This is a genomic window from Paenibacillus hamazuiensis (assembly GCF_023276405.1).
Taxonomy (GTDB): Bacteria; Bacillota; Bacilli; order Paenibacillales; family NBRC-103111; genus Paenibacillus_AF; species Paenibacillus_AF hamazuiensis.
The window spans coordinates 328,302-347,427 of the sequence record NZ_JALRMO010000001.1 but is presented as its reverse complement, the minus strand read 5'-3'; the positions used below and the strand labels follow the sequence as shown (position 1 = coordinate 347,427).

General features: G+C 56.7%; 16 protein-coding genes. 3 read left to right on the top strand and 13 right to left on the bottom strand.

The window, feature by feature from the left end; translation table 11 throughout:
• Positions 1-139: 139 nt before the first annotated feature.
• The 13 genes from MYS68_RS01370 to MYS68_RS01310 all read right to left on the bottom strand — a co-directional run bounded on the left by MYS68_RS01370 (position 140) and on the right by MYS68_RS01310 (position 16,476).
• A complete protein-coding gene (locus MYS68_RS01370; protein ID WP_420852079.1) occupies positions 140-1,144 on the bottom strand; it encodes an SIS domain-containing protein in 1,005 nt (334 codons plus the stop codon).
• 181 nt (positions 1,145-1,325) lie between these two features.
• Entirely contained in the window at positions 1,326-2,150 is an 825-nt protein-coding gene (locus MYS68_RS01365; RefSeq protein ID WP_248924099.1) for a sugar phosphate isomerase/epimerase family protein, read from the bottom strand.
• Between the two features lie 12 nt (positions 2,151-2,162).
• On the bottom strand, positions 2,163-2,591 hold the full coding sequence (locus MYS68_RS01360) for a secondary thiamine-phosphate synthase enzyme YjbQ (protein WP_248924098.1): 429 nt from the start codon (positions 2,589-2,591) through the stop codon (positions 2,163-2,165).
• 10 nt (positions 2,592-2,601) lie between these two features.
• A complete protein-coding gene (locus MYS68_RS01355) occupies positions 2,602-3,453 on the bottom strand; it encodes an amidohydrolase family protein (protein ID WP_248924097.1) in 852 nt (283 codons plus the stop codon).
• A gap of 648 nt (positions 3,454-4,101) precedes the next feature.
• A complete protein-coding gene (frlD, locus tag MYS68_RS01350) occupies positions 4,102-4,881 on the bottom strand; it encodes a fructoselysine 6-kinase (protein ID WP_248924096.1) in 780 nt (259 codons plus the stop codon).
• 38 nt (positions 4,882-4,919) lie between these two features.
• Positions 4,920-6,647: a hydantoinase B/oxoprolinase family protein gene (locus MYS68_RS01345; protein WP_248924095.1), complete on the bottom strand. Its 1,728-nt coding sequence runs from the start codon at positions 6,645-6,647 to the stop codon at positions 4,920-4,922.
• A 17-nt stretch (positions 6,648-6,664) separates the two neighbouring features.
• Entirely contained in the window at positions 6,665-8,710 is a 2,046-nt protein-coding gene (locus MYS68_RS01340) for a hydantoinase/oxoprolinase family protein (RefSeq protein WP_248924094.1), read from the bottom strand.
• A gap of 27 nt (positions 8,711-8,737) precedes the next feature.
• Complete coding sequence (locus MYS68_RS01335) at positions 8,738-9,580, bottom strand: carbohydrate ABC transporter permease (RefSeq protein ID WP_248924093.1); 843 nt, start codon at positions 9,578-9,580, stop codon at positions 8,738-8,740.
• Positions 9,577-10,512 carry a carbohydrate ABC transporter permease gene (locus tag MYS68_RS01330; RefSeq protein WP_248924092.1) on the bottom strand — a complete coding sequence of 312 codons (936 nt, stop codon included), beginning with the start codon at positions 10,510-10,512 and terminating at the stop codon, positions 9,577-9,579. Before MYS68_RS01330 ends, MYS68_RS01335 begins: the two co-directional genes overlap by 4 nt.
• A 59-nt stretch (positions 10,513-10,571) precedes the next feature.
• Entirely contained in the window at positions 10,572-11,828 is a 1,257-nt protein-coding gene (locus MYS68_RS01325; RefSeq protein WP_248924091.1) for an ABC transporter substrate-binding protein, read from the bottom strand.
• 498 nt (positions 11,829-12,326) lie between these two features.
• Entirely contained in the window at positions 12,327-14,183 is a 1,857-nt protein-coding gene (locus MYS68_RS01320) for a sensor histidine kinase (protein ID WP_248924090.1), read from the bottom strand.
• Positions 14,176-15,693: a response regulator gene (locus MYS68_RS01315; RefSeq protein ID WP_248924089.1), complete on the bottom strand. Its 1,518-nt coding sequence runs from the start codon at positions 15,691-15,693 to the stop codon at positions 14,176-14,178. Before MYS68_RS01315 ends, MYS68_RS01320 begins: the two co-directional genes overlap by 8 nt.
• 51 nt (positions 15,694-15,744) lie before the next feature.
• Positions 15,745-16,476 carry a GntR family transcriptional regulator gene (locus MYS68_RS01310; protein WP_248924088.1) on the bottom strand — a complete coding sequence of 244 codons (732 nt, stop codon included), beginning with the start codon at positions 16,474-16,476 and terminating at the stop codon, positions 15,745-15,747.
• A gap of 420 nt (positions 16,477-16,896) precedes the next feature.
• On the opposite strand from MYS68_RS01310, the gene MYS68_RS01305 reads away from it, so the two are divergent.
• The 3 genes from MYS68_RS01305 (at position 16,897) to MYS68_RS01295 (ending at position 19,119) form a co-directional block, all read left to right on the top strand.
• Entirely contained in the window at positions 16,897-17,709 is an 813-nt protein-coding gene (locus MYS68_RS01305; RefSeq protein ID WP_248924087.1) for an alpha/beta fold hydrolase, read from the top strand.
• 86 nt (positions 17,710-17,795) lie between these two features.
• The gene (locus MYS68_RS01300; RefSeq protein WP_248924086.1) at positions 17,796-18,161 is read left to right on the top strand and encodes an MmcQ/YjbR family DNA-binding protein; all 366 of its coding nucleotides are present in this window, start codon (positions 17,796-17,798) and stop codon (positions 18,159-18,161) included.
• Positions 18,162-18,261: 100 nt separating this feature from the next.
• Positions 18,262-19,119 (top strand): NAD-dependent epimerase/dehydratase family protein, encoded by an 858-nt coding sequence (locus tag MYS68_RS01295; RefSeq protein WP_248924085.1) that lies wholly within the window; start codon positions 18,262-18,264, stop codon positions 19,117-19,119.
• Positions 19,120-19,126 lie beyond the last annotated feature (7 nt).

The following is a 19,126-nucleotide window of genomic DNA, read 5'->3' as shown; positions in this document are numbered from 1 at the left end:
AACGGCGGCATTGCCGGGCAGCCGGGCGGCCCCCGCGGAGCGTTTCCGGCCCCCCCCCTTTCGGCTGCACCGTGTGCACAAAAAATAGCCTCCCATTCCCGAATGACCCGGTATGAGAGGCTATTTCTTTATTTTCGGCTTAATAAGGAACTTTGAACATATACCGTCTCGTTTCCAGCGGGTGGCCGGTTGCTTTGGAAAGCGCCAAAGCGTAAATGCGGAGCGCGAAGTTGATCACGATCGGAGCCAGGTAGCCCTTCACTTCGTCGTCGATGCCGGTCAAGTCGAAGTGCTTCGCGTCGATGACAAGCAGCTTCTCGCCATACTGCTCGAGGAAGGTCAGTGCCCGTTCCTCCAACGGTCTAGTTTCGTCGAGACCCATCAGCAGGATGAACGGAACGTCCTTGTCGAGAATTTCAAACGGCCCGTGGAAAAACTCCCCGGCATGAATCGCGTGCGAATGCTTCCACTGCATTTCCATCAGAATGCAAATCGCAAACGAGTAAGCTACGCCGTAATTGGAACCGCTCGCCATCGTGTAGATGATTTTCTCGTCCTTAACCGATTCGGCGTACGCCTTGGCCGGCTCCGACACTTGCTTCATCACCCTTTCGAATACCGCCCCGAGGTTCTCCAGGCTGCTGAGCAGCTTCTCGTATTTCTTGTTGCCTTCCTTCACGTACAAAAGCCCCATCGACAACCGGTACAAAATCGCGTAGTTCATAATCTCCGGATGAGGCTCCATATTGCCTGCGGAAATCCAGCTGTAATTGACGATGAAATCCGAAGCATCGGCCAGCGGCGCCGTCTCCACGTACATGAGGGATACGGTCAGCGCCCCTTTGCTTTTGGCGAATTTGGCCGCTTCCGTCGTCTCCGGCGTCTTGCCTTTGTGCGACATGAGAATGACGAGCGATTCTTCGTTCAGCGATTGCGGGTTGCGGTGGATGAATTCGTTCGAGCTGAATATTTCCGAGGTGATCGTTTTCGATTCGCGGTCCAAAAAGTATTTGCTCGGATACATCAATGCGGAGGAACCGCCGCAGGCGACGAAAAACACCCGGCGGATCGTTCTGCTTTTAAAAGCCTCGAAAATGCTCTCCAATTGAGCCGGCGCCTTTTGATAAGCCAATGTTTCAGTCAATGAAATTACCTCCTGTCAAATTATGTTGTACTATAATGTCCTATAATAATTTATATCATATTTTCCGCTGCTGTCAACATGTTTTTCTGCTTCCAAAACCGTTCGACCCGGGAAAAAAACGCGCCTCTTTGCCGGCACGGAACCCGCGGATTCCGCCGATCCGACAAAGAGACGCACAGCATTACAGCAATTTCGAGCCGATGGTTGCCAGGCTTTGACGTACGGCAGCCTCCGGGTCCCAGTTGTACTTGGGGGCAATGTGCTCGAGCGTCAAATACCCGCCGTAGCTGATTTTTTTCAGGCCGTCCACAAACGCATCCAGCGAAAAAATCCCTTCCCCCCACGCCAAATGGGCGGTCGTCTTCCCGTCGCCGTCCAGGAAATGAACATGGACGAGGTCTTCGCCGAAGGCGGCCCCGTAATCTTCGATCGTTTCGCCCGCCAGCGCCATCGAAATCGTATCAAGCATCACCTTCATCGCCGGAGAGCCCACTTCGCCATGCATTCGGCGGAGCGTGTCCAGGTTGTAAATGACGTTGGAGCCGATGTTCGACATCGCCTCAAGCACAAGCGTAATGCCTGCCTTTTCCGCATCTTTGGCAAGAATATGCAGCGACTCCGCTGCCCGCTTCCACGCTTCCTCCGCCGGCTCGTTGTAAAAACCGAATCCGACGATGACCAGCATTTTCGAACACTCGAGCGCGTTTGTCACCCGGATGCATTTTTGAAAATATTCGACGCTTCTCTTCCGGCACGTATCGTCCTTCGCGGACAGATTGATCGGGTAAATCGCCTGCTCCGGCGTAAAACAGACGATCTCCAGGTTTCTTTGCCTGATCATTTTCAGCACTCCCGCCACTTCCAAAGCGGAAGCGTCATCGACATACAGATGCGGGGTGCCGGCCCACAGCTCGATTGCCTCAAGACCGCAGCGAACCGTCGAGTCGAGAAAATAGTCGAGCGGATACCGATGGTAATTTTGATTCATATTGGCGAGCTTCATCATGCGGATGTCCTCCTATTCCCCGATAACCTGGATATACACCTTGCGGGCTTTCGGGCCGTCGAATTCGGCCAAATAGACGTCCTGGGCGTCGCCCGTCACCATTTTGCCGTCCTGCACGACGAATAAACAGCTGTTGCCCGACAGCATCGACTTCAAATGCGAAGGCGAGTTGCTGCCGGTCGCCCCGTACGAGGGCAAAAAATGTGCATGCGCATAAGGAGCGTCCTTCGGAATGAGGCGCTCCAGCGTTTCCTCGATATCCGTTTCCACGCATTCGAGCCCTTCGTTGACCATGATGCCGGTCGTCGTATGGGCCGTAATGACGGCTGCAAGCCCGTTTGTCACGCCCGATTCCGCTACGAACGCCCGGACTTCCTCGGTGATTTTGATCATTTGAAATTCGGCCCGCGTGCGGATCACAATGCTCTTCAGCTTGACCATAGTCCCCCTCCTAATCTTCCAGCCCGATAAATTTCAGCGCATTCAAGCCGAGAATTTTTTGCAGCGTCTTCTCTCTGAAATTCAGCCCTTCGAGCGCAGGCAGCAGCCTCTTGGCCCGGAAACGGGGCGCGTTCGTGCCGAACATGACTTTATCGCCGAGATTGCGCTCGATCCAGAGCGGCCCCATATTGCGCGTAAACACCTGCTCGTAAAAATCTTTGGCGTTGTCCATGTGCAGCAAGGACGTGTCCGTGTACACGTTCGGATATTTCAGCAGCAGCATGACCGTCTCGTGAACCCATGGCCAGCCGAAATGGGCCAGGCACATGCGCAGCTCCGGATAAGCGATGGCCACGTCTTCGAAGTGCAGCGGATGGGAAAATTTCGCCGGAGCGTTCGGCTGCCAGCTCATCCCGGCGTGGAACATGACCGGTTTGTTGTATTTGAGACAAACCTCATAAATCGGCTTCAGCATCTCCTCGTACGGATAAAACTGCTGCTTCGACGGATGCAGCTTCAGCCCCATCAGGCCAAGCTCGGTAAAAGCGCGCTCCAGCACCTCCACCGCATCTTTGCGGCGGGGATCGACGCTGGCGAAGCCGATGAAGCGTTCCGGAGCGAGATCGACGATTGTTTTGATCTCTTCGTTGGTGATGATGCTGCCCCCGTACAGCGTCGAGATGTCCTCGGGAAGCAGCACCGTCTTGGCGACGTTCATGTAATCCATCTCGATAAGCGCCGATTCCAGCGGGTATGGAGACTGCTTGAAGATGCCGAACTGCTCTTTGCGGAAATTCAGCTTTTCCTTGTCGTCGCATATGTCTTTGTAAAAAATCGGATGCGAGTGTACGTCTATGATCATAGTTTTGTCCTTTCCTTTCGGGAGTAATCACCCCCTAAATCCCCCTCTAGGTGGACCCCAGGCGCTCGGGCGCCCTGGACCCGCCCGGTTTGTGGGGCTGCTCGCTGCTAGGTCGCGTCTGCCCGGCATGGATTTTTTTGCTTTCAGGCAAAAAAACCTATGCCGGGCACGCTTCACCTTTGGAGCGGTGCCGGGGGAGGAGGTGTGTGCCTCGGGCTCGCGGTTGTCCGTCTCGGTTTTGCTGACGCAAAACTGGAGCCGGACACGCTTTACGTTTGGGTCTAACGATACACCTCTATTTTTGTGTTAGAGCGATACCCCTGTCTACTATCGGGTGTTGCGATACATCTCCCCGGCAGACGATCCTGGATTAAAGCTACTATCCGGAGCTGCGGGGTCGTTAGCTAAGCAGCGAATACGACTGATTCACTGTAACGGACACCAGCGCCGCTATCGCCCGTCATATGCACGGATCGCGAATGTAACGGACATCAGTGCCGTTATTTGGCGAAAATACCGGCCGTTTACGCATTTTGCCGTCATTAGCGTCTTCTGGGTCCGTTACATTTTTAGAGCAACCTATTTTCGTCAAATAAAGGCTGCTTAGGTCCGTTAGCGATACGAACAGAAATTTTTGATCGTTCTGATTTAATAAGGCTCGAACTTGGCTACGACTTTCGAGGCTACCTCGGCACCGCCGAGGAGGCAGTCCTGGATGGACCGGCCTTGGAAGATGCCGTACATGAAGCCGGCGCAGAAGGAGTCGCCCGCCCCGACGGTGTTCACCACTTCGGCGGGGACGATACCCTCGCGGTAGAACCGGCTGCCGTCGTAGGCGAGGCTGCCGTTTTCGCCCAACGTTGCGATCACCACGCGGGGGCCGAGTCGCTGCGCCCAGGCTACGTATTCTTTGATGAAATCGTCCTCTTTCTCGTAGGAGAAAAACGCGTAATCGATATGCGGCAGCGCGGACTCGACCTCCTTATAGACGCGCGTCGAAAAGTCGAACGCCGTCATCAGGCCCCGCTGTTTAAACACCGGAAGGGAGCCGGTCACTCGCCCGGAAAAGTTCGTATGCACGCAGTCGTGACCGGCGATAAACTCGATATCTTCCTCGGTCAAGGCGAAGCGCGCCATGACGCCTTCGATTTTTTCCTTGTGAACCCGGTCGTTTCCGTTCAGATCCATCCGAAACATCGCCGTCCTGCCTTCGGCTACACGCAGATGAGAGACGTCGACGCCTTCCCTGCGCAAAACGTCGGCCATCTGCCTGCCGTAATCGTCGGTGCCGACGACGCTTACCATGGACGTTTCCACGCCGAGCCGGCTCAAATGGATGACGAAATCGACGCTGTTGCCCGTAGGATACGACCGGTTCAGGTTCTCGTACAAATCAATGCAGCTTAAGCCTACGCCTGCTACCCGCATGGCCCAACCTCCCGATTACATATTCACGCATGCGCGGATCATCTCCGGCGCAGCTCCGCCGTCCGCTCCGCGTCAATCTCCAGCGTGCCCGGGATGAAAGCGACGCCGTATTCGCGGGCCGCTTCGTCCGGCTTGACGTAGCCGAAGCGCGCGTCCTGCCGTACGAGCTCGGGATCCCGTTCGAGCGGGTCCATATAACCGCCTCCGCCCGGCGTACGGATGATGACGGTATCGCCTTTTTGAATCGTCAGCGTCGCCTTGGGCGGCAGGTGGTTCACTTCGCCCGCAGCCGTGATATGAATGCATTCCGATGCTGCGCCTTCCTTACCGCCGAACAGCCCCCACGGTCTCGTCCGCTGCCGTTCGGACGTGATCGTGACGATGACGTCGTCGGTCTCGGAAACGATTTCCCGAGTGATTCCCACTCCACCGCGGAATTTGCCGTAACCGCCGCCGTTTTCGACGAACGAGTATTTTTTGACGAGCAGCGGATAAGATTGTTCGATGACTTCGGTCGGAGTGTTGCGCGTGTTGGTCATATGCGTGTGCACGCCGTTCATGCCGTCGAGGCCGAGCACAGCACCCTGCCCGCCGCCGCACGTTTCGATGTAGCTGAAATATTCGCCCGTCTCTTCGTTAAAGCCGCCGAAGTTGAGGCCGTTCATCGAGCCGGAGCAGGCGGCGATCGCTTCCTCAGGCAGCACCGGCGCGAGTGCGCCGAGAATCGCATCGGTGATGCGCTGCGATGTGTTGCCGTTGGCGTTGGAGACGGCTGCCGGGAACTTCGCGTTGACGACGGTACCCTCCTCGGCATGCACGTGAACCGGCCGATACGCGCCGTCGTTCGGCGGCACCTCCGGATCGAGCATCGCTTTGACCGCATAATAAGCACATGCGCTCGTCACGCCGATCGTCGAGTTGATCGAGCCCTTCGCCTGCGGGGAAGTGCCGTCGAACGAAACGTGGATTTCGTCGTCCTTGACGCATACCTGCACCGCGATTTTGATCAAATCCTGCGTAAGCCCGTCGCCTTCCAAATAATCCTCGAACGTGTAAATGCCGTCCGGAACTTTGCGGATCGCCGCACGCAGCCGCCGTTCCGAGTAATTCATCAGCTCGTTCATGCACGTTTCCGTAAAATCGGCCGAATACCGCTCGAACAGCTCCTTCAGGCGCGTTTCGCCGATTTTGTTGGCGGCGAGCTGGGCGTAAATGTCGCCAAGCATCTCCTTGCCGGTCCGCGAGTTTTTCGTCAAGAGGCGCAGCACCTCCTCGTCCATCACGCCGGCTTTGCGGACGCGGATGCCCGGCAGCCGGAGTCCTTCCTGGAAAATCTCCGTCGTTTTCACCGAGCAGCTGCCGGGAGTCATGCCGCCGACGTCGATATGGTGCGCGATGTTCGCGGTCAATGCGACAAGCCGCCCCTCGTGAAACACCGGGGAGATCATAAAAATATCCGGAAGATGCGAGCCACTGATATACGGGTCGTTGATTAAAATCGCGTCGCCTTCCTTAAGCTCGCCCGGTTTGTATATTTTCAGCACCTCGCTGACGACGGAAGGCATGAGCCCGAGGTGCAGCGGAATATGCTCCGCCTGGGCCACCAGCTTGCCTTCTTTCGTATAAATCGCCGTCGAGCAGTCCATCCGGTCCTTGATGTTCGTGGACAACGCCGTCTTGATCAGAGCAACGCCCATTTCTTCGGCAATCGTATGAAACGCGTTTTTCATAACTTCTATCGTGATGGCATCTACTTTTCCACTCATGGTCCGTCCTCCTCGTCCTAGTTTTGCAAATGAATGATCAGATTGCCGAAATCGTCGGTGACCGCTCGCTGCCCCGGATGAATGACGATCGTGGAATCGAGCTGCTCCAAAATGGCCGGCCCTTCCACGGCGGCGCCTGCTCGCAGAGCGGAACGGTTGTACACCGGCGTATCCACAAATTGACCGTCAAAAAACACCTTGCGCGAAGGCGCTGCCTCCAGCTCACCGGATGCCTCAGCTTTTTTGTCGAACTGGATTTTCGGAATCGCGCCGATGGCGGTGAGGCGGATGTTGATCAGCTCGACGGTTTCGCCTTCCCGGCTGAAGCCGTACATTTTATGATGCAGCGCGTGGAAGTCGCGCACCGCCTGCTCCAGCAGCGCCGCATTCAAAGTGAGGCCCGCCACCGGCACGTCGATCTCGTACGCCTGGCGCAAATAACGCAGGTCAAGGGCGGCGTGCAGATGAATTTCCGCATCCGCAAAGCCTTCCTTGCGCAGCTGTCCGCGCGCCTCTTCCGCGAGATGAGCGATGACGGCGTTGGCTTCGTCCAGCTTCAGCTGCGCGACGCTGGACAGCACCGTCTGCACATAATCGTGGCGCACGTCGGCCATCAGCATGCCCATCGCACACGTGATGCCCGGGTTCGGCGGGATGATGATTTCCTGGCAGCCGAGCTCCTTGCCGATGTCGACGGCATGAACCGGCCCCGCTCCGCCGAAGGCGACGAGCGAGAAGTTGCGCGGATCATGGCCTTTTTCAATCGAAATGACGCGGATGCCGCGAATCATGTTGGCGTTGACGACCCGCAGAATGCCTTCGGCCGCCTCTTCTATCGTGATGCCGAGCGGGTCGGCGATTTTTTCCTTCATCATTTGGCGGGCAAGCTCGAGATTCATTTTCATTTTGCCGTTCAAAATATATCCCGGATTGATCCGCCCCAAAATGACGTTCGCATCGGTGACGGTCGGCTCCATGCCGCCTTTGTTGTAGCATACCGGCCCGGGCATCGCGCCGGCGCTCTGCGGCCCGACGCGCAGCGCGCCGCCTGCATCGATCCAGGCGATGCTGCCGCCCCCGGAGCCGATCGTGTGCATTTCGATCATCGGCAGCTTGATCGGGCTGCCTTCCACTTCGCTCATCGTCGTGTACTGCGGCTTGCCTTTTTCAATCAAAGCGGTGTCGAGGCTCGTGCCTCCCATGTCAATGGTGATCAGATCTTTGTATGGCGTCGTTTCCACAATGAACAATCCGGCCAAAATCCCCCCGGCAGGCCCCGACAGCACCGTTCTTGCCGGCGTATGCATCGCGCTGTCGGTGGTAATGATGCCGCCGTTCGACTGCATGATGTACAGCTCCGACGAGACGCCGGTTTCCTTCAGGCTGCCGACGAGGCGGTTCAGGTAGCCCTTCATTTTCGGCAGCACGTAAGCGTTTGCCGCCACCGTGCTCGTGCGCTCGTATTCCTTGAATTCGGGCAGCACCTCGCTCGATAAGGTGGTGTAAGCTTCCGGGTACTCTTCCTGCAGCGTTTGCCGGATCATTTTTTCATGCGTATCGTTGATGTAGGAATTGATCAGGCAGACGGCGATCGACTGCACGCCTTCGCTTTTCAGCCTGCGGGCGATCCCGCGGATTTCCTCCGTATCGAGAGGCTCCAGCACCTCTCCGTTCGCCCTGATCCGCTCGCTCACTTCGATGCGCAGGTCGCGCGGGACAAACGGCGGCTTTTTTCGCGCTTTGAAGTCGTACAGCTTCGGCCGGGACTGCCGGCCGATCTCCAGCACGTCGCGGAAGCCTTTGGTCGTCAGCAGCGCCGTTTTGGCGCCTTTTCGCTCCAGCAGCGCATTCGTCGCTACGGTCGAGCCGTGGATGAAAAACGAAATGCTTTCCACGTCGATCCCGGTTTGATTTACGATTTCATGCACGCCGTTAATGACGGCCTCGGACGGATCGTGAGGAGTCGATGGCACCTTGGCCACATGCACCTTGCCTGTTTGTTCGTGAATGAGAGCAATATCGGTAAACGTTCCGCCGGTATCGACACCAAGGCGATAACTCATGTTGAACACCTCTTTATATGGTTGGAATTAATCTTTCATAGAACCGCTGGCCAAGCCGCTGACGATATATTTTTGCAGCGAGGCGAAAATGACGATGATCGGCAGGGCGGCTATGGCGGCAACAGCCATCAGGTAGTTCCACTGCGTGCCGAATTCGCCGGTAAACTTGCTCAGCCCCATCGTGAGCGGCCGCACGGTCTCATCGGAAGTGAGCGTCAGCGCGAAGATGAAGTCGCCCCAGCCCCACAGGAAGCTGATCGCGCCGACCGTAAGCAGACCCGGCGTAACGAGCGGAAGCACGATTTTCCAAAACGCACCCGCTTTGTTGCACCCGTCGATCATTGCGGCCTCTTCCACCCCGCCGGGGATGCCCAGAAAGTAAGGGCGAAGCACCAGCACCGCAAACGGCAGCGTATGCGTCGTATTGGCGATAATAAGCGCCGTGTAGCTGTTAACCAGCTGCACCTTGGAGAACATGATAAACAGCGGCATCGCCACCATAATATTGGGCAGCATCTGCGTGGCGAGCAGCACGATCAGCACGGCGCCCTTTCCGCGGATCGGCAGCCTGGCGAGTCCGTAAGCGGCCGGCGCTGCCAGCAGCAGCGTAAGCAGCATCGTGCCGGCAGCGATGACGAAGCTGTTGCCGATGTAGCGGAAAATGCCCGTATTCGTCACGAAGTTGTGGACATACGCCTCCAGCGTCGGCGCCACCGGAATGTAATGCGGAGGATAAGCGAACAGCTCGTTCATCGGTTTGATGGACGTAACGAACAGCCAATAGATCGGAAACAGGTAGACGAGCGTGGCCGCAGCGGCAATGATGGCCGTAATGTAACTGCGGGCGCTGTATTTGCCGGGAGCGATCACAGCTTCTCCTCCTTCCTGGACATCCATAAGTACACCGATGCGAGAGCGATCAGGAACACGAACATGAGGCTTGCAACGGTCGAGCCCATGCTGATTTCGTAGTTGTTAAAAGCGAGCTTGTAGGCAAAAAGCGGCAGCACCGTTGTCACGTTCACCGGCCCTCCGCCGGTCATGACGTAAATCAGATCGAACACCTTGAACGTGTAAATGAGCACGAGCATCAGCACGATGAAGATGGTCGGCCGCATCAGCGGGATCGTGATTTGCGTGAACTGCCGCAGCCGGCCGGCGCCGTCGATTTTCGCCGCCTCGTACAGCTGCTCCGGAAGCGCCTGCAGCCCTGCCAGCAGGATGAGCATGTTAAACGGGATGCCGATCCAGATGTTGGCGATCGTCGTCGCCGTCAGCGCCGTGCTCTGATTCGTCAGCCAAAACACCGGCTTGTCGATCAATCCGAGCACCGTCAGCAAATGGTTGAACACGCCGGAGTCGCCCGATAAAATCCATTTGAACAGCGTGCCGGTAATGACGATCGGCATCATCCAGCCAAGCAGGATCAGCGAACGCATCAGGTCTCTGCCCGGAAACCGGCGGTGGAAAAAGAGCGCCAGCGCGAAGCCGAGCCCGAACTGGAATACGAGGCTGCCGGCGGTAAAATACAGCGAGTTGCTTACCGAGCTTTTAAAGAGCGGATCGGCAAACACCTTCGAGTAATTTTGCCATCCGACAAACCGGTGCCCGCCTTTCAAATTCATTAAGGTGACATCCTGAAAACTGATCCATATGTTATACAATATAGGGAATATAAGGAATACAAGTACAAAAAGACCTCCGGGCAGAACGAACATATAGTTGGTCCAGCCCGTCCGCATCCGCCGAGGAGCCGATTTGGAGACAGCTCTCTCCGCTTTGGGCAACGCCTGATCCGTCATGGAGCTTCTCCCTCCCATGTTTCGATCGGGGAGGAGGCTCCTCCCCTTTTTATGCCGCCTCATTGCAGCAACGGCTTGATTTTTTCCGTCGCTTCCTTCACCGCATCCTCCGGAGATTTCACGCCGGTGACGGTTTGCTGCACCATATCTTGAACGGCCTCGGAAATTTTCGGGTAGTTCGGGCCGTAGGCGCGCGCTTTGGCATATTGATGCTGATCGGCGAAAATTTTCATATATTTATCCGTCTGCCAGTAAGGGTCGTTGATCAAATCTTTGCGGCTCGGAATTCTCGCGCCGCCGATCAGCAGCGGCTTCAAATATTCCGGCTTTTGCGAAAATTTGATGATGTCCCAGGCGACGTCCTTATACTTCGAAGTGGCCGTGATCGCCCAGTCGTCGCCGCCGAGAATCGTCGCTTTTTCCTTGCCGGACGGCAGATCGACGAGTCCCCAGTTGAACTTCGCGTCTTTCAAGGCCGGCAGCTGCCACGGACCGCTTAATACCATCGCCACTTTTCCCGCCATGAACTGGAGGAACGTCGCTTGCTGATCCTGCGTCAAAACCTCCTTCGACATCGAGCCGCTGTCCACCAGCTCCTTATACAGCTTGAGCGTGTCCACCGTTCCCGGATTGTCGATCTTCGTGAGGTCCGAGCCTGCCTGCCAGAGGAACGGAAGGTATTGGAACGTGAGCTGCTCGCTTTTCGGTGCCGCTATCGCGAGGCCATAGACGCCGTTTTTGCTCAGCTTCTTGGCCACCGTCTTCAGCTCGTCCCACGTTTTGGGCGGCTCGACTCCGGCTTCCTTCAGCATATCGGCATTGTAAAACAATCCGAGGTTGTTGTTGCTGACCGGAACTCCGTAGTTTTTGCCTTTGTACATCGTTGCGTTCCACGGAGCTTCGAAATATTTATCCGCCTCGCCCCATGCTTTAACCTGCTCCGTAATGTCGGCGAGCACTCCGGCGGAAGCAAACGCCTGATGATCCGGACCGTCGATCATGACGATGTCGGGAAGCTGTCCGGCCGCCGAGCCGAGCAGCAGCTTGTTTTTGATATCGGCGAAGGGAACGAACGTTCTTTCGATTTTCACGTTCGGATGCTCTTTCTCGTAGGCGGCAATCAAAGTGTTCAGAGCATCGATCATCGCCTGGTTCGGCTGAAAATCCCACCATGTGATCTTGATCTGCTCATTTGATTTGTTCGCCGGCGTTCCTGCACCTTCTTTCGGAGCCGGCGTGCTGCCCGTTTGGGACGAACAGGCGGTGGCGAAAGCGAAAACCAGAGTAAGTGAAGCGAGCAACCATTTTTTGTTCATTGTTCGACTTGCCTCCTTTGTGGATATTCACCGTTTGGGATGAGGATGTACTGGCTTTTCCCTCTTGGCTTCATTATAAGGCAGGCCGCCTTCACGAAATATTAACAATCTTAAGAGGATGATATGCAGAAAATTAATGTGGTTGGGGTGAGGCACGCAGGATGGGCTGAGAGCGGATTTTGCCGCTCTCAGACCCCGGCATTGCCGGGACGTGAGGCTGAGAGGCGGTTTTTCCGGCTCTCCGCCTCCTTTGCCGCCCGAAATGTCCCCCAAGATGGGCTGAGAGCGGATTTTGCCGCTCTCAGACCTCGGCATTGCCGGGACGTGAGGCTGAGAGGCGGTTTTTCCGGCTCTCCGCCGACCTTTCCCGCCCGAAATAGCCCCCAAGATGGGCCGAGAGCGGATTTTGCCGCTCTCAGACCCCGGCATTGCCGGGACGTGAGGCTGAGAGCGGCTTTTTCCATTCTCGGGATCCTCTCAAACCGCCCCCGCACGCCCTCATCCGTCCACGCGAATGCGGATCGTCACGCGCGTTCCCGGAACTTCGCCGCCGGACTCGATGTCCATCCGGTAGCGCTCGCCGAACATCAGCTTCAGCCGGGAGTCGACGTTTTTCATGCCGTAGCCCGAGCCGCCCATCGCCTCCTCGCTCCACACGTCCGAGTCGATCAAACGCCGCTGCCTGTCGAGCTTTTCCTCCGGCATGCCCATTCCGTTATCGGCCACCGTCAGCACGATGTAATCCCCGTCCATTTCGCCCGAGACGGTGATCAGCCCTTTCGTACGCAGTCTGCGGATGCCGTGCAGCAGCGCATTTTCGACAAGCGGCTGAAGCACGATCTTGCTGATCTTGTGCTCCTGCGCTTCGGGCTGAAGGCGCAGCTCGTAATCGAAGCGGTCCTCCAGGCGGATTTTATGGATGTCCAAATAAATCCGCACCATCTCGAACTCCTCGCGCAGCGCGATCGTTTCGTTCCCCTTGCTCAAAATGATCCTGAACAGCTTGGACAGCCCTTCGACCATCCGGCTGATTTGCGGCCGCTCGCTGTCCAGGGCGAGCCAATGGATCGTGTCCAGCGTGTTGTAAAGAAAATGCGGGTTGATCTGATACTCCAGCACCCTCAGCTCGAACAGCCGCTTCAGGTTTTGCTCGGCGGCCACGTCGCGCAGCAGCTCTTCGATATGGGAGGCCATCGAATTAAACGTGTTGCCCATGATGCTGATTTCATCGGAGCCCTTGAGCACAATTCGCGTCCCCCACTGTTCCTGGCCGAATTGCCGCATCGCTTTGAGCACGCGCCCGATCCGGCGCGACATGACCGTCGCTCCCCACAAGGAAATGCCGAGCGCCATCGCGAGGAAAACCGCATAGCCGTATTTGAGGCTGTCGCTGATCGCTTTCGTCTGCTCCCGTATATACCGGTCGTCCAGCCCGACGAACAAATAGTTGCGGGCCCCGAGCGCGGACGGCCCTTCCATCTGCCTAACGATCATATTCCAGGAGGCGTTTCGAAACGGCACGCCCTGCTGTATCTCCCCGCTTTCGGCGAAAAGAGGCACGTTCTCCTCCTCCGCGGAAAACCGGCGGCCGTCGTAAACCATCCTGCCGTTGCCGGACGCGTTATACATGCCGAATACCATTTTTCCAAAATAGTTGTACGTATCGAACGAATTTTGAATCTCGTTTAACGAAAGATTGATGATAACGTGCCCGATCACCTGCTGCGGCATCGTCGTCCCGTATATTTTCCGGGAGATGGTGATCATGTTTTCGTTTTTGGTCAGGGCGTCGTCGATGCTCCACGGCAGCGGGTCGTTCGAAGCCGCCTTCAGCAATCGGGAGGCTGCGAGATCCTGCGGATAAATTTGATAGTTTTGCGCCGTGCTTAAATAAATGTTGCCTTGGGTGTCGACGATCGCCAGCGAATAAATGTTCGTCCAGACGAGGCGGTACCGGGACAGCAGCGACAGCATCGCCGCCTGGTTGTCGTAGAGCATTTGCAGCTTCCTCAGCTCGGCGTCCGGAGTAGGGGTTGCGCCCGGATGGCTCCCTCTGCCCTCCCGCCAGCTGTACAGCAAAATTCGCTGCACCTCGGGTTCGATGATCAGTTGGTTGGTCAGCGTGGTGACGACGCCGAAAAGCGAGCTGACCTCGCGGTTTACGGCGTGCTCCAGACCGACCAGCGTGTTTTGAATTTCACTCGCTTTTTGCTCGACCTGCCTGTCGGTCAACTGCTGAATGACGAAGACGAGAAGCAGGTTCGGAATAAGCAGCAGCAGAAGCAGTTTGACAAAAATCGTTCGCGACAGCGTATTATACGAGCGGTTCAGAAAATGGCGGAGGCGTTCAATCATGGGAGGAAAGTCCTTCCTTGTAGCCGGACGGACTTTTGCCGATCCACTTTTTGAAATAGCTGCTGAAATACAAGTGGTTGTCGTAGCCGACCTTTTCGGCAATTTCGGAGATTTTCAAATCGGATTCGTGCAAAAGCTTTTTCGCCTGCTCCATGCGGAGCTTCGCCAAATATTGCATGCACGACAAGCCGGTCATTTTGCGAAAAATTTGCGTCAAATAGTTGGGATGCACATACACGAGATCGGCCAAACGCTGCAAATTCAAGCCGCCGTCGGCGTAATGCTCCTGCATGTGCGCAATCACTCTGGCCACAATGTCGTTATGCTGGCCTTGCCTATGCGGTCCGATCCCGGCGATGCCGGCGTGCAGCCATTCGAGCATCGTTTCGGCGAGTTCGGTTCGAGTGAGCCCGGCGAGCCGGGGAGGCGCCACCTGTCGATCCAGCTCGCGGAACAGCGCTTCCAGCGATTCGGCCAGCTTGTAAAAGGAACGCAAAACAAAATCGGAATTCGCATCGCTTGAGGCAATCGCATCGACGACGGCGCGCGCATCGGCCAGCGCACCTTCGCGATCCCCTGCGCGAACGGAAACGCGCAGCTTCTGCTCCAGCTCCGAAGGGTAGTAACGCTGCTCCTCGCGGGAGCGCTCCATATGTTCGTTAGCTTCGGCGACCGCCCGGCGAAACTGCAGCAAAGTGGCCGGCCGGGAGCTGACGCCAAATACGACCGGCACGCCCAGCATGCTTGCGGACATATCCGCGAACCGGGCGGCCGCTTCATGCACCCGCTCCGGCTCCGGCTCATCCACGCCGAAAACGAGCGTACACGAATCTTTGAGCAGCACGAAGCCGTGATAGTCGGAGAGCATCGTCTCGGTGAACAAATGCTTGACTGCCACGGAATAAAGCAAGGAATCCCTCTGCGACACGGGACTGCCGGACGATTGCAGGCGGATGACGCCGCCGGAGAGCAAAGTCGCCTCCAGATCGAAATCGAAGCAATCGGCATGATGCAAAATGTCCCGGGGCGAAACAAGGCGCGCCTCAAGCAAATCGGACAGCAGCTTGTCCCTGATGTACAGAGCGCTGCTGGCGCTGCGCTGCTCCCACTTGAGCAAATCCATCCTGCGCAGCTTGTCCCGCTCGACTTCGACCCGGATTTCGCCCAAAGCGGCACCCAGCTCATCCCGGTTGATCGGCTTGGTCAAATAGCGGCATACCTTCAGGCTGATCGCCTGCTGGGCAAGCCGGAAATCGTCATGTCCGGACAGCAGGGCGCATTTGACGCCCGGATAAGACGCATTGACTTTCCCGACCAACTCCAGGCCGTCCACGTATTTCATGAAAATATCGGTGATGATCAGGTCGGGTGGCGCGGAGCGGCCTTCGAGCCACTGCATCGCAGTCTCTCCGTCATCCGCCGTCCCCGCGACCCGGTAGCCGAGCTCCCCGATCATCCGTTCCAAACCTTTCCGAATCAACGTTTCGTCTTCGACAATAAGAATCTCCATATTCCGGGCTCCTCTCATCGTGTCATATTAATGAAGATTCACACTTCCCCTTTAATGAACCTGAAAACGAAACCGGTCTCCGCGGAACAACGTTTTGACGTACTCCATCACCTGATTGTCCTCCGAATAAACGACGGCGGTCAACAAAAACAGCGGAGTACCGGTTTTGACGCCGAGCAGCTTGGCTTCCTTCGTCATCGCACGGGCGAGCTCCAACGTCTTGCTTGAATGTGCTGGGCGAATGCCATATTTGCTGTCAAGCAAATGGTACAGCGATTGCTCCACCAAATCTTCCTTCTCGACGCCGGGACAGCGCTCCGCAGACAGGCACGACGTTTCCAGAGCGACCGGTACGCCGTCGCTCAAGCGGAGCCGTACGATTTCGACGATCGCCGCCCCTTCCTCCACACCGAGCAGCCTCGCCTGCTTGCCTGTCGCCTTGACGGTTCTTACGCTGACCAGGCGCGAGCCGGCGCGAATGCCCCGCGAGTTCATGCGGTCGGTGAAGCTCGCCACGCTGACGAGCTCGCGGTCGATTTTTTGCTCCGCCACGAAGGTGCCCTTGCCTTGATGCCGCACGAGCAGCCCGTCCTGCACAAGCTCCGCGATCGCGCTTCGGACCGTAATCCGGGCCACGCCGTACCGCTTCGCCAGCTCCAGCTCGGCGGGAAAACGTTCTCCCGACTGCATCTCCCCGGTTTCGATCATGTTCCGGAACTTTTCGATCAGCTGCACATAAAGCGGGGTTTCCGTATCCTGATCAATCGATTGATGGTTATCCATCCGCTCACCCCCCAAAGAAAATCCCCCTTCAAAAACTACGCTTCATCGCGAAGACGAAGGATGTGTAATGTTTATGTTATAAATAATAACATAAACGAAATTATATTACATTCATGTTATAATTCAATACAAATAATGTCAATATTCATTTGGCTTTAATTGAATTATAATGTTCCATCATAGAACGTTATTTGTGATACCGTTTTCAATCGTGCCTATTTTGTCCTATAAAGCCGATCGGCAAGCTTCGAACCCCTAAACTCTCCATATATGTCCTATAATGTACTAATCCTAATTATATGTCCGCAGATTGAAAGCGTCAACAAATTATCCCTTGAACGTAAAGATGTATTTCGGTTCTGAAACTTTATCCGGCGAATATGCTGCAAATAGCATGGCAATACGGTTACGGAAGGCGGGATGCAAATGTATATTGCGGTCGAAAAAGGAGTGCGCATCTTCGTGCACGATCTGAACCCCGGCGCGGGCAGCCATCCGGCCGTGTTCATTCACGGTTGGCCGGTCAATCACCGCATGTTTGAGTATCAATTGAACGTGCTGCCGCATTACGGGCTCCGCTGCATCGCTCTCGATCTTCGCGGTTTCGGCCGGTCCGACAAACCTTGGCACGGCTATTCGTACGACCGGCTGGCCGATGACGTGCACGCGGTCCTCGAGTCGCTGCAGGTGGAGAATGCGGCGTTGGTCGGCTTTTCCATCGGCGGGGCTGTCGCCATCCGGTATATGGCCCGCTATGGCGGCAGCCGGGTCGCAAAGCTCGCGCTGGCGGCAGCGGCGGCCCCCGTTTTTACAAGCCGTCCCGATTATCCTTACGGGCTGCCCGCCTCACAGGTCGATGACCTGATCCGCCAAACGTACCGGGATCGGCCGAAGATGCTGGCCGGCTTCGGCGAAATGTTTTTTCACCGGAGCGTCAGCCGCGATTTTTTCAATTGGTTTCAGGGTCTTGGGTTCGAAGCGTCCTCCCATGGGATCATACAAGGTCTGATTTCGCTGAGGGATGAAGATTTGCGCGGAGATCTGGAACAAATCCGCGTGCCGACGGTTATTTTTCACGGGGTGCATGATCGGGTCGTCCCTTTTCCGTCCGGTCAGGCTCTTCAGCAGGGAATTGCCGGATCGCGCCTGTTCCCTTTCGCGGACAGCGGCCACGGGCTGTTTTATGACGAGATGGATACGTTCAATGCCGCTTTGCTCGGTTTCCTCAAGTAAGGCTGCGCAAAGGAAGTTGGCATCTTCCCCGTTTGACGGTATGATAATGTTATCCTGCAAAATCAAACGGGGGCGAAACATCGGCCATGAACCATCAGCAAATTATCGAATTAGGCTTGAACTACAGAGGCACCAGCCTGCGGTATCCGTTCGATCCCGCCATGCCGGTGCTGTTCGTTCGCGACAAAATGTTCGCCTTGCTGAGCCATCGGCATGGCGTCGAAAGCGTCAACCTGAAGACGTCGCCGGACGAAGCGTGGCTGCAGCGCGAAACTTATCCCGGCGCCGTACTGCCCGGCTACCATATGAACAAACGGCACTGGAACACCGTGCTGCTAAGCGGCGCTGTGCCGGACGAGGTCGTCGCCGTCATGCTCGAAGAGTCGTACCGGCTTGTCGTCGCCAAGCTGCCGAAGGCGGACCGCGAAACGCTGCTCATGTTCATGAGATGATCCGGCTTCGGAAGACGTCACAAATTTGCGTTGTTTCCTGTCTTAATAGAGAGCAGGCTCCACTGCCTGCCATTTCCGCATCTGAAGAGGAGGAACAACGATGAAAATATTCGTCGCGGGAGCAACCGGCGTCGTCGGACGCTTGCTGCTGCCTTTGTTGGTACAAGCCGGTCACGAGGTCGTCGGTATGACCGGGAACGCTTCGCGCAAAAGCATCATACAAGCTCTGGGGGCGAAGCCCGTAGTGGCGGATGCCTTCGACAAAGACGCTGTCGCCGCCGCGCTTCTGGAGGCGCGGCCCGATGCGGTCATCCATCAGCTTACTTCGCTGAGCGCCTGGGATTTGGCCGAAAATGCAAAAATAAGGACCGAAGGCACGCGCAATCTGGTCGACGCCTCTCTTAGGGCCGGGGTGAGACGCATGATCGCGCAAAGCATCTCGTGGGCGTATGAGCCGGGGGACTCGCCCGCTGCGGAGGAGGTTCCGCTCGATACGGACGCCCCGATGCCGCGCAAAACGACGATTGACGGTGTTGTCTCGCTTGAGAAAGCCGCGGCCGAAATGCCGGAGCATGTTATTCTCCGCTACGGCCTGTTTTACGGCCCGGGGACCTGGTATCACGCCGAGGGTCTGATCGCGGAGAAGGCGCGCCGCAAGGAACTGCCGGCCGGTGAAGGAATCGCCTCGTTTCTCCATGTCGAGGATGCGGCCAGAGCCGCGCTGCTTGCGCTGGAGTGGCCGACGGGGATCGTGAACGTGACCGACGATGAGCCGGCGGCAGGGACCGACTGGCTCCCGGCCTTCGCCGCCGCCGTCGGAGCGCCCGCGCCGGAGCAAAGGGCCGCTGCGGGCCGCGGCGAGCGCGGAGCCTCCAATGCGAAAGCCCGCAAAAGCTGCGGCTGGGAGCCGCTGCACCCGACATGGCGGGAAGGCTTTAAGACAAGCCTGACCCGCTGAGAATCGG

Bases quoted from the DNA above. Each gene is read 5' to 3' on its own strand.
- MYS68_RS01365 (WP_248924099.1), bottom strand. From the start codon at position 2,150: ATGATGAAGCTCGCCAATATGAATCAAAATTACCATCGGTATCCGCTC.
- MYS68_RS01360 (WP_248924098.1), bottom strand. From the start codon at position 2,591: ATGGTCAAGCTGAAGAGCATTGTGATCCGCACGCGGGCCGAATTTCAA.
- MYS68_RS01355 (WP_248924097.1), bottom strand. From the start codon at position 3,453: ATGATCATAGACGTACACTCGCATCCGATTTTTTACAAAGACATATGC.
- frlD (WP_248924096.1), bottom strand. From the start codon at position 4,881: ATGCGGGTAGCAGGCGTAGGCTTAAGCTGCATTGATTTGTACGAGAAC.
- MYS68_RS01345 (WP_248924095.1), bottom strand. From the start codon at position 6,647: ATGAGTGGAAAAGTAGATGCCATCACGATAGAAGTTATGAAAAACGCG.
- MYS68_RS01340 (WP_248924094.1), bottom strand. From the start codon at position 8,710: ATGAGTTATCGCCTTGGTGTCGATACCGGCGGAACGTTTACCGATATT.
- MYS68_RS01330 (WP_248924092.1), bottom strand. From the start codon at position 10,512: ATGACGGATCAGGCGTTGCCCAAAGCGGAGAGAGCTGTCTCCAAATCG.
- MYS68_RS01325 (WP_248924091.1), bottom strand. From the start codon at position 11,828: ATGAACAAAAAATGGTTGCTCGCTTCACTTACTCTGGTTTTCGCTTTC.
- MYS68_RS01320 (WP_248924090.1), bottom strand. From the start codon at position 14,183: ATGATTGAACGCCTCCGCCATTTTCTGAACCGCTCGTATAATACGCTG.
- MYS68_RS01315 (WP_248924089.1), bottom strand. From the start codon at position 15,693: ATGGAGATTCTTATTGTCGAAGACGAAACGTTGATTCGGAAAGGTTTG.
- MYS68_RS01310 (WP_248924088.1), bottom strand. From the start codon at position 16,476: ATGGATAACCATCAATCGATTGATCAGGATACGGAAACCCCGCTTTAT.
- MYS68_RS01305 (WP_248924087.1), top strand. From the start codon at position 16,897: ATGCAAATGTATATTGCGGTCGAAAAAGGAGTGCGCATCTTCGTGCAC.
- MYS68_RS01300 (WP_248924086.1), top strand. From the start codon at position 17,796: ATGAACCATCAGCAAATTATCGAATTAGGCTTGAACTACAGAGGCACC.
- MYS68_RS01295 (WP_248924085.1), top strand. From the start codon at position 18,262: ATGAAAATATTCGTCGCGGGAGCAACCGGCGTCGTCGGACGCTTGCTG.